At 62.5% G+C, this 13294-nt stretch carries 11 protein-coding genes, 1 tRNA gene and 4 pseudogenes; 5 read left to right on the forward strand and 11 right to left on the reverse strand.

Features of this window, described 5'->3' with window-relative positions:
- A partial coding sequence (locus AC1DYX_RS18870; RefSeq protein ID WP_477261603.1) for a transposase occupies positions 1-133 on the reverse strand: 133 nt, incomplete at its 3' end.
- Positions 134-215: 82 nt separating this feature from the next.
- Here AC1DYX_RS18870 and AC1DYX_RS18875 point away from each other — a divergent pair.
- Entirely contained in the window at positions 216-869 is a 654-nt protein-coding gene (locus tag AC1DYX_RS18875) for an integrase core domain-containing protein (protein ID WP_477261605.1), read from the forward strand.
- Between the two features lie 19 nt (positions 870-888).
- Here the strand turns inward: AC1DYX_RS18875 and AC1DYX_RS18880 are convergent, their stop codons facing one another.
- A complete protein-coding gene (locus AC1DYX_RS18880) occupies positions 889-1785 on the reverse strand; it encodes a hypothetical protein (protein WP_477261587.1) in 897 nt (298 codons plus the stop codon).
- Between the two features lie 507 nt (positions 1786-2292).
- Between AC1DYX_RS18880 and glpD the strand changes: the two genes are divergently transcribed.
- Both glpD and AC1DYX_RS18890 read left to right on the forward strand, forming a co-directional pair.
- Positions 2293-3861: a glycerol-3-phosphate dehydrogenase gene (gene glpD / locus AC1DYX_RS18885; protein ID WP_477261589.1), complete on the forward strand. Its 1569-nt coding sequence runs from the start codon at positions 2293-2295 to the stop codon at positions 3859-3861.
- Between the two features lie 86 nt (positions 3862-3947).
- Positions 3948-4010 (forward strand): annotated as a pseudogene (locus tag AC1DYX_RS18890) (hypothetical protein); the annotation flags it as partial.
- 45 nt (positions 4011-4055) lie between these two features.
- On the opposite strand, the pseudogene AC1DYX_RS18895 reads toward AC1DYX_RS18890, so the two are convergent.
- From AC1DYX_RS18895 to AC1DYX_RS18905, 3 genes and pseudogenes are all read right to left on the reverse strand, one after another.
- Positions 4056-4178: pseudogene (locus tag AC1DYX_RS18895) on the reverse strand (SAM-dependent methyltransferase); the annotation flags it as partial.
- A 3-nt stretch (positions 4179-4181) separates the two neighbouring features.
- Positions 4182-4415: pseudogene (locus tag AC1DYX_RS18900) on the reverse strand (RNA-guided endonuclease InsQ/TnpB family protein); the annotation flags it as partial.
- A 202-nt stretch (positions 4416-4617) separates the two neighbouring features.
- On the reverse strand, positions 4618-5511 hold the full coding sequence (locus AC1DYX_RS18905) for an NAD(P)/FAD-dependent oxidoreductase (protein ID WP_477261591.1): 894 nt from the start codon (positions 5509-5511) through the stop codon (positions 4618-4620).
- A gap of 123 nt (positions 5512-5634) precedes the next feature.
- Between AC1DYX_RS18905 and AC1DYX_RS18910 the strand changes: the two genes are divergently transcribed.
- Complete coding sequence (locus AC1DYX_RS18910) at positions 5635-6294, forward strand: TetR/AcrR family transcriptional regulator (protein WP_477261593.1); 660 nt, start codon at positions 5635-5637, stop codon at positions 6292-6294.
- Positions 6295-6326: 32 nt separating this feature from the next.
- Here the strand turns inward: AC1DYX_RS18910 and AC1DYX_RS18915 are convergent.
- A pseudogene (locus AC1DYX_RS18915) lies at positions 6327-6581 on the reverse strand (transposase); the annotation flags it as partial.
- A gap of 336 nt (positions 6582-6917) precedes the next feature.
- Here AC1DYX_RS18915 and AC1DYX_RS18920 point away from each other — a divergent pair.
- A complete protein-coding gene (locus tag AC1DYX_RS18920) occupies positions 6918-7442 on the forward strand; it encodes a hypothetical protein (RefSeq protein WP_477261595.1) in 525 nt (174 codons plus the stop codon).
- Positions 7443-7607: 165 nt separating this feature from the next.
- Here the strand turns inward: AC1DYX_RS18920 and AC1DYX_RS18925 are convergent.
- The 5 genes from AC1DYX_RS18925 to AC1DYX_RS18945 all read right to left on the reverse strand — a co-directional run bounded on the left by AC1DYX_RS18925 (position 7608) and on the right by AC1DYX_RS18945 (position 13101).
- Positions 7608-7697: transfer RNA gene (locus AC1DYX_RS18925), tRNA-Ser, on the reverse strand.
- A gap of 56 nt (positions 7698-7753) precedes the next feature.
- Positions 7754-9829 (reverse strand): putative bifunctional diguanylate cyclase/phosphodiesterase, encoded by a 2076-nt coding sequence (locus tag AC1DYX_RS18930; protein ID WP_477261607.1) that lies wholly within the window; start codon positions 9827-9829, stop codon positions 7754-7756.
- Position 9830: 1 nt separating this feature from the next.
- On the reverse strand, positions 9831-10991 hold the full coding sequence (locus AC1DYX_RS18935; RefSeq protein ID WP_477261597.1) for an HDOD domain-containing protein: 1161 nt from the start codon (positions 10989-10991) through the stop codon (positions 9831-9833).
- 99 nt (positions 10992-11090) lie between these two features.
- The gene (locus AC1DYX_RS18940) at positions 11091-11729 is read right to left on the reverse strand and encodes a response regulator (protein ID WP_477261599.1); all 639 of its coding nucleotides are present in this window, start codon (positions 11727-11729) and stop codon (positions 11091-11093) included.
- 13 nt (positions 11730-11742) lie between these two features.
- On the reverse strand, positions 11743-13101 hold the full coding sequence (locus AC1DYX_RS18945; protein ID WP_477261601.1) for a cache domain-containing protein: 1359 nt from the start codon (positions 13099-13101) through the stop codon (positions 11743-11745).
- Positions 13102-13294: the final 193 nt, after the last annotated feature.

The raw sequence follows: 13294 nt of genomic DNA on the forward strand, positions 1-13294 counted from the left end.
GTTGACGGCGCCAAGTATAAAGGGTCTGTTCCGTGATCCCGCTCTCGCGCGCCAACTCCGACACCGGCCTGTTCTGCGGCGGCATCATCTGCCGCAGCAGCGCTTCTTTCCGTTCCGCTGAATACTGCTTCACTCCATCTCTCTTGCCCGTCCCCGATACTGTTTTACTTCATCAGGTGACGCGACAACTATTCTGACACCGGGGGGACTCCGGCCTGTCTTCCAGGGAAGCAGCCAAAGTCTTCAACGTCACCCGAGCGACCGCAATGAAGTGGCTCGAGCGCGACGATGTGCAAGACCGCTCCCATCGAGTCCACACCCTGCATACGACCTTGAGCGCAGCTCAGGAAGYCATCGTTTTGGCGCTGCGCCAGTCGCTCTATCTGCCGCTGGACGACCTGCTGTTCATCACGAAGCAGTACATCAACGCTGACGTTTCCCGTTCCGGCATCGCTCGTCTTCTCAAGCTGGCTTCGCCCATCAAGGTCAGCAAGATCATCACCGACAACGGTTCGCAATTTACCGACCGTTTCGCTACCAAAGACAAAAAGCCCAGCGGCAAGCACGCCTTCGACGTCGCTTGCGCAGCCCTGCCTGCCGAACATCGGCTGGAACCGCGCCACCCGCAAACCAACGGCATGGTCGAGCGTTTCAACGGGCGTATCAACGAGTTGTTACAGCAGAGGCGTTTCGACAGCAGGGCCGATCTGCAGGCCGCCTTGCTGAACTATCTGAAGCTGTACAACCACCATATTCCGCAACGTGCCATCGGCAGTAAAACACCCATCCTCGCCCTCAAAGAATGGCAGCAAAAGCGGCCAGAATTATTCGTCAAACGGGTTTACGATCAAACGGGACTCGACAATTAACAAAGTAAAGGTCTTTGAACTACACACTGCCTGAGCCCGGTACGCTTGAACTCAATGGCCCGTCTGCGTGGTCCAGCCAGCTTTCGCGCCAATACAGATATTCAGCCCGCGGACATTGGCTCACGCAATTGCCTTCGCAAACGACCCCGTCCAACGCGACCGTATTGCTCATGTGGACCATCCTTCCGTCCTGTTCCAGGATGATCTTGCGGATGGGATAGAGCACCTGATGCCGCTGCCCCAGGGCCGGGATCATGGTGGGCGTGAAATTAAGGCCGCAATTACGGCCATGTTCATCCAACGACGTCACGATACCGGCTGCACTCTTGACATCCACCCAATCGCCGCTGCCCAGCCCTAATGCACCCTTCGATTTCCTGCCCGGTGTGCCGGCCAGCGCCACGCTCTTCCGGCCCGGGAATAGACGCCGGCGTGCAGTACGGGCGGCAATCCGCGCAAATTCGAGCCACGACAAGTCGCCGTTGGCTATCTCGCGAAGAAATGGCATGACACTCCAGCGCGACAGGGGCAGGGTGGCGCTAGCCAGTTCAGTAGATTGGCAGGTATACCGCGCCCCGATGCGGGTTGGCAGGGAAGTCGGGCGCTGGCTGTTGGGGGCTGCACCGGTCCGTGACGGTATTGCCTGAATCGGGAACAGCCAAGCGGTTTTCCAGAACATTTGACAGGCGCGCTGGCAGCCATCATGGGACTGACCATTGCAGCGCGCGTTATCGAGGAAAACCGTATTGCGCATCTGACGCATGCCTATCCCAGCCACACAAGTACGTTCAACCTGGCGTTTAACACGGAAGGTTTGCCCGCACAGCGCTGCCATTTCAGGCATGAATGGCAGACCGTCAAGTTTCCCGTCACTGTCGAGCGTGGCGAGGACATCAGCCAGCTCGTGCACTTGCACTAGCTGTCCACGAGAAAGGATTGGAAAAGCAGTTGGCATTCTCGATCCCCAAGCAATGATCTAAACAGCAATCTTAGTTCAGGCATTTGACTGAAGTTTGCGTGAACTCAAGTCGTGCAAAAAAATGGCAGGACATTGACGGAGTGGCAGTGTGTCCGACACTTCGCCAACGCTCTTTATTTCATCGCATTGAGACCGCGCAAACCTGGACCGGCCCTTCCGCACAGACTGGCTCAGTGCGTTAACAGTTCGCTTGGCGTGCTTCCTTCACTCGCGTACAGCCGGAGATACGATGCTTACTTGAGAAGACTTCGCGCTGGACGGCGGTGCAGCCTCGCACAGGGCCGTTCGAGAACTTCAACAGCAAGGCAGGGCGCCAAGAACTGCTCAACGACGTTTGCGCGACAGAAGTGCGGGAACAGGTCTTGGATTGGCTAAGCAGCCGTCTCAAGCGCAGCGCCGGTACCTGAACATTGTTGCGCAAGTACTTTTAGAAATGCCGACCCTATGGCTATCAGCAATTCCGAATCGGTTGTAGAAAGAATCGACTGTGACCTTCTTGTCATCGGAGGGGGAGTCAACGGCACGGGAATCGCCCGCGACGCTGTCGGGAGGGGCCTTTCCGTTGTACTGTGCGAAAAGGACGACCTTGCATCGCATACGTCGGGAGCATCGTCGAAACTGATTCATGGGGGACTGCGCTACCTGCAATACTACGAGTTTGGTCTTGTCAGGAAAGCGCTGATCGAACGCGAGGTCCTGTTACGTTCGGCCCCGCATTTGATCACGCCATTGCATTTCGTGATGCCGCATGTCGAGAGTCTGCGGCCTGCCTGGATGCTTCGCTGCGGACTGTTCCTTTATGATCACCTGGCACGGCGTCAGCTGCTGGGCCGGTCGCGTGCCATCGATTTGCATACACACCCGGCAGGGGCGCCTCTGAAGCCGGAGTTCAGGCGCGGCTACCGCTACTCTGACGCATATGTAGATGACGCGCGGCTTGTCGCACTAAATGCCGTGGATGCCGCGGAGCGCGGCGCGCGTGTCTTCACTAGAACACGATGTGAATCGATGACGGCGAGCAAAGGTGCCTGGCGTACGACACTGCGCGGCGAAGGAGGAAGTGTCATTCGCGTCAATGCACGGTGCATCGCCAATGCCACAGGTTCGTGGGCGATGGATGTACGCAAACAGGCGACCCCTGCAAGTACTGGCGGTCTCCGCCTTGTAAAGGGAAGCCACATCGTCGTCCGACGCATTTTCGAACATGACGACGCCTACATCCTTCAGCATGGCGATGGACGGATCGTGTTTGCGATTCCCTATCAGCGGTACTTCACTATCATCGGCACAACCGATGTCGAATACTGCGGCGACGCTGGCAAGGTCGCAATCAGTGCCGAAGAGATCGATTATTTGTGTCAGCTCAGCAGCAGTTTTTTCCGTACCGATGTCCGCCCGTCGGACGTCGTCTGGAGCTATGCAGGTGTACGTTCCTTGGTTGACGATGGAACTGTGGATGCGTCCGCTATCACACGCGACTACCGCTTCGACTTCGACACGTCCATTGCGCCCCTGCTAACCATATTCGGCGGAAAAATCACAACCTACCGCAAATTATCGGAGGAGGCTGTCGACCGGATCGCCGCGCAGATACAGACAGGTGGCGTCCGCTGGACGGAAAAGGCATGTCTTCCCGGCGGGGACATTTTCAGCGACCGCCCTGAGAACCGTTCCGTCACTGACTTTGGTGAATTCGTATTGCAGTTACAATGGCTCTATCCGTGGCTACCCGAACATATTGTCTCGCGCTACGCGCGGGCCTATGGCACCCGCACGCACCGACTGCTTGGCAATCGGACACGACTTTCGGAAATGGGTCGTGTATTCAGTCATGACCTGTACGAGCGCGAGGTGCGTTACCTGATGGACGTCGAATGGGCACGCACCGCCGAAGACGTGCTCTGGCGGCGGACAAAGCTCGGCTTGTCCATGAGTGCCGATTCCRCTCGTGCCTTAGACACCTGGATGCAAAATGCCGCAAACCCGGCCAACCCGAATCGTGACTCGTCATGAAACAAAACAATACATGGCTCCGGTGCAAATTGTGGATGAGGGCCGGCCGAGGCGCTTCGGTGTACCTGTACGGGCAGCCCGTCAACATGCGATTGCCGTTCGATGGCCTTTATGCGCTGGCCAGGCACGTCATGCACCTGGACCCGCTGTCCGGACACCTGTTCGCGTTCATCAACCGCCGAGCGACCCAGATCCGCGTCGTCGATCACAGCGTCCCGCGTCTCGCCCTCGCCGAATGGGACGGAAGCATCGAAGGGCGCGATAACTACGATAACTATATCGGTGAAGCCGGCTGCCGTCAGGACGCGCGACACCCGCTGCTATCGATTACGTGTGCACAAGTGCTCACCGATCTCTTCCTGCCCCGTGCCGTCCTGCTGACCGTGCTCGTGCCTGACAGGCGTCACTTCCCCGCCTCCCGCCGGCGCAAGGCCGGCGACAGTGCCCGGCGTCACCGCCTGGAACGCCACGGGTAGCGCCGTTTGCGCCGCGTGGGCGCCCCTGGCGAGCCGTTGCAGATTCACCGCCGCGTTCGCGTCGCGATCGTGATGCGCACCGCAGCCGGCACAGGTCCAGGTGCGCTCGCCGAGCGCGAGCTGGTCGTTACGCTCCCAGCGCTACAGAGTCTGGACCGTGGTCCCCAGCGGCCTGGCGGCCTGCCCGATTCCTATCGTGCTTTCCATGATCACGATTGGACACATCTCCTCACATTTGGTTCGACTGGAGTCGAGCTCCCCCGGGATGGAATCTGCGCTCTCAAACCAGCATCGATTGCTGGGCGAAGATACCCGCCATCGCGCCCTGCCATGATGCCTGGGTGACCGAGGGCAAGTGGGGCGTGGCGAGGTCGCCGGCGGCGTAGATGCCGGGCATGCTGGTTTGGCGGCGCTCGTCGACCTGGAGGGCGATACCGACGGGCGTATCGACCGTGGCGAGGCCCAGTGATTCATGCAGGCTTGCGGACGGCTTGTTGCGCGGTTGGGCGAACAGGACGTCGACCGCGATATTGCGGCGGGTTTCGAGATTAACAGTGGTGATATGGCCCTGATGATGGGCGATCTCGACGATCCTGCCATCGACAACAGGTATGTTGCGGCTTGCCAGATCAGCCTGGATATCGGGCGGAATGGCATGACCATCAGCGAAGACAGTCAACTTGTCGGTCCAATCCCGGAACAGCCTGGCAGACTGGTGCGCCTGCGGGCCGGACCAGACGAGGCCCCAATGCTGGCCGGCGACTTCAAAGCCGTCGCAATAGGGGCAGGGCACGACGGACGTCCCCCAGCTTTCGGCAAAGCCCGGAACATCAGGCATTTGGTCGGCGACGCCATAGCTCAGGATCAGGCGGCGCGCGCCAAGGCTTTCGCCATCGCTAGTGAGGACAGAGAAATCGTCGATGGCGCCCGAGACGCTGTCGGCCCGGGCACTGACCAAGCTGATCGTGGGATAACGCGCCAGCTGCTGCCGCGCCTGGGCCAGTATGTCCAGCGGCGGCTTGTGATCGTGGCCGAGCAGACCATGCGAGTGGCCCGCGTAGCGATTGCGCGGCAGGCCTGTATCGAGAACGGCGACCTTGCGGCGGGCACGGCCGAGTTGCAGGGCGGCGGCGAGGCCGGCAAAGCTGCCGCCGATGATGATGACGTCATTCATGGCAATGAACTCCGTGTTGTGGATGGAGGAGGGGGCGAAGCCCGGTGCATTGGCTTGCACATTTCAAGTACTGTGTGGTATCGTAATGCGTGAATTTGAATACTGTCAAGTACTGGAATTATCGTGACCGAAAACAACCAGAGCCGGCGCGGCAGGCCTGCTAACGACGCGCTTGGCCAAACGATAGTCGACGCGGCATGCGAACTCTTTGTGGAATTGGGTTTTCAAGCGACGACAATGGACAAGGTCGCCCAGCGGGCGAAGATATCCAAGCTAAGCATCTATCGGCACTTTGAGAACAAGGAGGCGCTGTTCAGCGCAGCCATCGCGGCCCGTTGCCATCAGTTTGCACCACAGGCCCTTTTTGAAGGCGTCGATGGTTCGGCCGAAGATCAGCTCATGGCGGTCGGATCATCCCTGCTCCGCACGCTGTTGAGGTCGGACGTCAGCGGTGTCGAAGCCATGATCATGGCCGACAAGACGAATCAAAAGTCGTTAAGCAAGCTCCATTACGAAGCCGGGCCCGCCCATGTCATCGCCCAAATTGAGGCCTTGTTGCGTCAGTTGCACGCAAAGGCCGTTCTGAACGTGCCTGATCCTTTCCAGTCCGCCCGCTTGTTTGCCGCGCTTTTCAAAGGATCCGATCTCCTGGTTATCGCACGCTTCGATGAGGCGAGAGCAGAGGACGTCAACGAAATCGAATCTTATTGCCGGTCGGCCGTCTTCATGTTCATCGCCGCGCACGGTGGCAACGACCAGTCTGAATTGCCACGGCTTCTCTAGACACTCGGTAATCTCTCTTTAATCAACTCGACGCGGCTGACCGGGCTGAAGTCGGGGACTTGCCAGTCGAGGCCGGACAGTTTGAGTTGGCTTTGCGCCATGCCCATCGCCTGGCGCAGGATTGCCGCCTCGCTGCACGTCGGGCTGCGGCCCCGTTTGCCGCTCGCGCCGCCGTGCCAGCACATGTCCTTGTCCAGCCAAACCAGCAGCGAGCCGCGCGCTCTCAACGCTTCGTTGTATTCCTTCCAGTTGGCCGTTCGGTATTTGGGTTTGGCTGGTGCACTCATCCTGTCAGTTTACCCGTGGCCCGGCTTGGCCGCTGCAGGGACGGATTTGTGCAACAAAGCCGCCCAACTCGCGAACATATCTTCGGAACGGTGCACATATTTTCGCCACTCGTGCCATGCCTTCCCAGGAGCGGGCTCACAATTGAGCCCTTCGTTCACTAACCTCAAATCGCAATGGGTGGCTGTATCTCTAAAACCGGCGGGACGCACGCTCCCGCCACCTATGGGTCCGATGGATATGAATCGGATGTTGAAAAGCGGAACAATCAAGCCCCGTCGGCACGGAGATCCCGTCCTGACGCGGCTCTGAGCGGTTTGGTCCCGCTTGCCAAGCGCGTGTACGAAGACAGCACGCTATACCACGGAACAAAGCGCGAGCACGTGCCATCGATTCGCAAAAATGGCTTCCAGAAGGATCGCAAAAGCGATGGAGCGACTGAGGGCGGCGGCGGCAATTTCATGATGCGATTCAGTAGTGGTGGGGTCACCGCATCAGGCGAGCACCACTACTTATCGAGCAGCCGCCAGATGGCGAAAGACTTCGCAATGTATGCTGACCCTGACCAGCCGGCGCTCGTGCGCACGATTGGCGTTGCAAACAACTTTCATCTGGAGCATGACCCCTATTCTGAGGGGCCTGCGTTGCGCACCAGGGACTCGATTCCCCCCGCGCACGTACTTGGTTCAAAGCGCAGCCCCGCGGGCGCCAATGCAAATGTCTTTCGCGAAGAAATGCAGAAGGCCGGTCACGATGTATCAACAAAGCAAGCAGGGCAACTGCTGAGAGAAGTGCAGTCCGATTCCGAGGACGACGCTTACCCTTCTCACGACGAATTCATCATGCGCCATTTGGGTGGCTAAAGAATTTGTTGAGTCGCCCGCCCGGATGCCGACCGTCGCGCCAGAATCTCAGCAGCCTGCCAAGGCAAGCCCAGCCCTTCGAATCTCACACGGGAAGCGCGCAGGCGCTTCCCTCGCTTCCGCCAGGAAATAAAAAAGCCGCCCGTGGGCGGCTGTTTTATTTCCTGGCGGAAGCGGTGAGATTCGAACTCACGAACGGGTTCCCCCGTCGGCAGTTTTCAAGACTGCTGCCTTCAACCACTCGGCCACGCTTCCTGAGGAACCGGCATTATACATAAATCATTGCCCCCGGGGCAGCAAAACGGACGACGCTATTGGGCCGACCACACCATCACCCCCAGCGCCGCATCCGGATCCTTGCGCGCCGTCAGCAGCCAGTTCTCGCGCAGGCTCACCTCGAAGTCGTACGCCGGCAACGGCTTCCCATACAGATACCCCTGCACCTCGTCGCATCCTGCCTGCTTCAGGAATTCGAGCTGGTCCAGCGTCTCCACGCCTTCCGCGATCACGCGGTGCCCCAGCTTGCGCCCCATGCCGATGATGGTGCTCGCGATCGCGCAGTCGCTCGGGTCCTGCGGGATGCCCGTCGTGAAGGAGCGGTCGATCTTCAGCGTGTCGATCGGGAAGCGCTTCAGGTAGGACAGGCTCGAATAGCCCGTGCCGAAATCGTCCAGCGACAGCGCCACGCCCAGCGCGCTGATGCGGTCCATGATGGCGATCACGTGGTCGATGTCGTGCATCAGCGTGCTTTCCGTGATCTCCAGTTCCAGCCAGTGCGCGGCCAGGCGGTAGCGCTTCAGGGTGTCGGCCACGCGGCCCGGCAGCGACGGCGAGAATTCGCGCGCCGAGACGTTCACCGCCAGGCGGAACGGCGGCAGGCCCGCGCGCTGCCAGACCGCGGCCTGGGCGCAGGCCTGTTCCAGCACCCACTCGCCCACCTGCACGATCAGGCCCGTACTCTCGGCCAGCGGGATGAATTCGGACGGGGGCACCATGCCGCGCACCGGATGCTTCCAGCGCACGAGGGCTTCCGCGCCCACCAGGCGGCTCGAGCCGATCTCGAACTTCGGCTGGTAGTGCAGGATCAGTTCGCCGTTGCCCAGCGCGTGGCGCAGGCCGGATTCGATCAGCATGCGCTGCTGCATGCCTTCGTTCATGTCGAGGCGGTAGAACGCGACGCTGCGGTCCGGGTTTTCCGCGTGTTCCTTGGCGCGCTCCATCGCGATGTCGGCCATGCGCAGCAGGGTTTCCGCATCCTGGCCGTCCTGCGGGTAGACGGCGATGCCGATGGCGGCGCCCACGCGCAGGTCGTGGCCCTGCACGAGGAACGGGATTTCCAGTGCGCCCTGCAGCTTTTGCGCGACCGTCGTGGCCTCGAAGTGCTGGCGGATGTCGAACAGGCCGACGGCGAATTCGTCGCCGGATAAATGCGCCACCACGTCCTCGTCGCGCAGCGTGCCGCGCAGGCGTTCGGCCACCTGGCGCAGCAATTCGTCGCCGACCTTGCGGCCCAGGGTGCCGTTGATCAGCTTGAAGCGGTTCAAATCGAGGTACAGCACGCACGCGGTGGACTCGTTGCGCTGCGCGACCATCAGCGCCTGGTCGACGAGGCGCCCGAACAGCGTGCGGTTGGGCAGGCCCGTCAGCTCCTGGTAGTAGGCCAGATGATGCAGGCGTTCCTCCGCCAGCTTGCGTTCCGTGATGTCGGTGAGGTAGGCGATCAGGCCGACCGGGCGGTCTTCCAGGTCGCACAGCGGCGACAGCGACAGGCTGGCCCAGAACACTTCGCCCGACTTCTTGCGGCGCCGTACTTCCATCATGCGGCCGCCCTGCTCCGCGAAGACGTCCTCCGAATCCGGCTCCTCGTCCGCATACAGGAACAGGATGTTGCGGCCCACGGCTTCCAGCGCCGTGTAGCCGAACAGGTGCTCGGCGCCCTTGTTCCAGCTGGTGATGTAGCCCATGCGGTCCAGCGTGAGCACGGATTCGTGGATCTGGTCCAGGATCTGCGACTGGTGCGCCAGCTGCGCCTCGACCTGCGCATAGGCGTGCGTCGTGCGCTGGGCCAGCGAATGCACGTGCATCAGCGAGCCGGTGAGGCCCGCGAGGCCTTCCAGCTGGCGCCAGTCGTCCAGGCTGTAGACGCGGCCGGCCACTTCGTAGCGGCCGAAACACAGACCGTCGGCGCGCACGTCCTGCAGCAGCGCACCTTCGCGCGGGGCAGCCGGTACGGCATCGGCGGGGATGAATGCGCCGTGCGGACTGGCGAGGAGCAGCCCGGCGATGCGTCCCAGTTCGGCGTACAGCGCATCGCCCCGGAGTTTCAGCACGGCGTCGCAGACGGCAGCGCTGCCGCCCACGAAATCCATTGGTGCGGCGGCTGGCATCTCAGACATTGCGTGCTACCTGAATGGCCCAGTGATAGGCATGCATCTGGCTCTCCCACCAGTCCGGTCCGTCGACCCCGGCCAGTTCCAGCGTTGGAGCGTCTGGCCGGCCCGTTTCGGCCAGCCGCAGGCGCTGTCCGAGTTCGCCTTCGCGGTGCAGCAGCGCGGCTTCGACATGTTCCGGCAGGTTCAGGTCCCGCACCACGTCCTGCATCGGCATCTGGAACAACCGGTCCAGCAGCGAGAAGACGCCGGCCATGAAGGCGAGGTCCTGGTCGTCGCGGTCGCCGCCGTCGAGCCTGCACAGCGCCTCCAGCGCCGCGCCGCGCAGTGCGGCCACCGGCAGCATCAGGTTCGGCGGGCTGTCCGAATGCGGGCGCGCGTACAGCAGCAGTTGCAGCCACCGCTGCAGCTGGCGGCGTCCCAGGCGGTTGATCGCCTGGCTGAAGCTCGTGATCTGGGCACCGCCCGAGAACGCGGCCGAGTTCACCAGCTTCAGCAGGTGGTACGACAGCGCGGCGTCCTGCTTCAGTTGCGCTTCCAGCTCGCGCGAATCGGCGTCGCGCGCCAGCAGCGCGAGCATGGTCAGCATGCGGCGGCGCGACGTGCCGTCGTCGCCGTCGGGCACGCTGCCTTCCAGTGCGTAATCGCCGCTGAACCAGGAAAAGCCGGCGTTCTCGCAGGCGCGGTAGCGCGCCATGTCGTCCACGCGATAAGCCAGGTGCGGTCCGAACAACGTGGGCAGCGAACCGGCGCGCGGCAGCTCCGCGCCGGCGTCGCGCGCGACGGTGCGCAGCGCGATGGGTGCGGCCACGCCTTCCGGCAGCGGACCGTCGACCAGCACGCGATAGCCTGCCATCTGCAGTTCCGCCAGGCGGCGCGCGGTGCCGTCCGTCGCCAGCGCGGCCGCATTCACGGCGAACAGCACGCGATTGGCCGGCAACAGGTTCAGGACGGGCGGTGTGAGGACGGCGGGGCCATCGAGCAGGAGGATGCAGTCGAGCGGCGCGATGGCGGCCAGCAGGTCAGGCGTGCCGAACAGGCATTGCAGCGTGGCGTCGTCGAGGGTCTCGCCCGCCGTGCCGAGTAAAAGAGCGGCCCATTCGTTCTGTGCGTTGGCGACAGAACGGATTTCAACCACCGGGAACGGGGCGCTGGCCATTAACGATTATGCATTGATAGTAACCGGCTAATAGTAGAGCACGCCCTAGTGGAACGCAATGGTTCTGTTTCCTCTTGGATACGCTTTTTTCAGATATATTTACGCACCTACCGGACCGAACCGTCCGTGCTGCACCGCAAACTTGATCAGTTCGGCCTGTCCCTCGATCCCGAGCTTGCGCTTGATGTTCAGGCGGTGCGTCTCGACGGTGCGCACGGACAGGTCGAGCGCACGCGCGATCTGCTTGTTCGATTCGCCGTTGGCGATGTGGCGCAGCACTTCCTGCTCGCGCGACGTGAGCTGGTTGTCCTGCGCGGCCGGCCGCGCCAGCTGGCGCGCGACCGCGGCACTGTAGTAGATGCCGCCGGCCATGACGGTGTCGATCGCGAGCACGATGTCCCTGCCCGGCGCATCCTTCAGCACATAGCCGCGCGCGCCCGCCTGCATGGCCTGCGCGACGTATTCGAGCTTGTCGTGCATCGAGAGGATTAATATCGCGATGTCCGGATGGTTCGCGGTCAGCCGCGCCGTCGCCTCGATGCCGCTGCCGTCGCGCATGGTGATGTCCATCAGCACGAGGTCGATGCGCGTGCCGCCCGCCAGCGCCAGCGCTTCCGCGCCGGAATCCGCTTCGGCCACGACGCGGAAATGCGGCACGGCCTCGAGGCGCGCGCGCAGGCCGTCGCGCACGAGCGGGTGGTCGTCGACCAGCATGATGTGGACAGGTGTCGTCGTCATTCAATCCTCCGGCTCAGTCTACGAGTTCGACGCTGGCGCACACGGTGGTGCCCGCCGCCGACGATGCGATGTCGAGGTGGCCGCCGATCGCGTCCAGCCTTTCCACCATGTTGCGCAGGCCGATGCCGCGCTGCGGATGCGTGGCCACGCCCTCGGCGTCGAAGCCGGCGCCGTCGTCCGCGATGGTCAGCAGCACGCGCCCGCGGTCGCGTTGCAGCGACAGGTCGATGTGGCGCGCGCCGGCGTGGCGTTCGATGTTCGTCAGCGCTTCCTGGGCAATCCGGTACAGCACCGTGCCGACGGTCTGCGGCAGGTGTTCCGCGTCGCCGGAGGCCGAGAACGCGACCGGCGTGCCGCTGTGCTGCGAGAATTCCTCGGCCAGGTGGTCGAGCGCGGCCGCGAGCCCGAGGTCGTCCAGCAGCATCGGACGCAGGTCGTGCGAGATGCGGCGCACTTCGCCCAGTACCTGGTTGAGTTCCTCGGCCGTGCGCTCGAAGCTGGCATGCGCCTGGCGCTGCTGTTCCGGCGTGCCTTTCATGCGGATGATGCCGGCCTCGATCTGCAGCTTGATCGATACGAGCCACTGGCTGATGCCGTCGTGCAGGTCGCGCGACAGGCGCGCCCGCTCCTGTTCCTGCGAATCGACGACGCGCTGCGCCAGCGCTTTCAGCTTGGTGTCCGCCACGCGCGATTCGCTGATGTTCAACGCGAGGCCCGCGCCGCCGATGACGAGCGTGGCGAGGATGGCGACGCCGGCGATCCACCACATGGTCGTCTCGATATTGCGCGACTGCTGGGCGTCGACCTGGTCGAGCGCGGCCTGCACGTCGTCGAGGTACAGGCCGCTGCCCATCATCCAGTTCCATTGCGGGATCGGGACGACGTAGCCCAGCTTGGGCGCGGACTTGTTCGTCGACGGCTTGACCCAGTTGTAGCGCACGAGTCCCCCGCCCCGATTCGCCACGGCGACGAGGTTCTGGATCGTGGGCGCGCCGAACTGGTCGCGCAGGTTCCACAGGTTGCGCCCGACCAGCTCGGGCTGGCGCGGGTGCATCAGGTTGCGTCCCTGCATGTCGTAGACGAAGAAATAACCGTCGTCGCCGAAGCTGAGCGATTGCAGGATGCGCTTGGCCTCGGCCAGGGTGGCCGGGTCGCTGCGGCCGGACGCCGTCAGGTGCGCGATCGAATGCGACGCCAGGTCCACGTAGTGCTTGAGTTCCGCTTCCTTGCTGGCCAGGTAGGCCCGCTGGATCGTGGCGTGCTGTTCGTGCGCCAGCGCTATCGCCTGTTGCCGCACGAACAGGGCGATCGCGCACAACGCTACGATCAATGGGGCGATCGCGAGAAAGATGACCTTCTGCCGTAATTGCATGCCGTGCGCGTCGAATTTAGTCGTAACATGAAATTGTACGACCGATCAGCGCTCGCCGCATGGGTGACGCGCTCGCCGCATGGGTGACGCGCTCGCCGCATGGGTGACGCGCTCGCCGCATGGGTGACGCGCTCGCCGCATGGGTGACGCGCTCGCCGCATGGGTGACGTTAACGCGACGCATGCATTTGGTG

The organism is Massilia sp. P2_C2, from assembly GCF_056404615.1.

Excerpts from the sequence above, each read along its gene's own strand:
- AC1DYX_RS18905 (WP_477261591.1), bottom strand. The coding sequence starts at position 5,511 with ATGAATGACGTCATCATCATCGGCGGCAGCTTTGCCGGCCTCGCCGCC.
- AC1DYX_RS18930 (WP_477261607.1), bottom strand. The coding sequence starts at position 9,829 with ATGCCAGCCGCCGCACCAATGGATTTCGTGGGCGGCAGCGCTGCCGTC.
- AC1DYX_RS18935 (WP_477261597.1), bottom strand. The coding sequence starts at position 10,991 with ATGGCCAGCGCCCCGTTCCCGGTGGTTGAAATCCGTTCTGTCGCCAAC.
- AC1DYX_RS18940 (WP_477261599.1), bottom strand. The coding sequence starts at position 11,729 with ATGACGACGACACCTGTCCACATCATGCTGGTCGACGACCACCCGCTC.
- AC1DYX_RS18945 (WP_477261601.1), bottom strand. The coding sequence starts at position 13,101 with ATGCAATTACGGCAGAAGGTCATCTTTCTCGCGATCGCCCCATTGATC.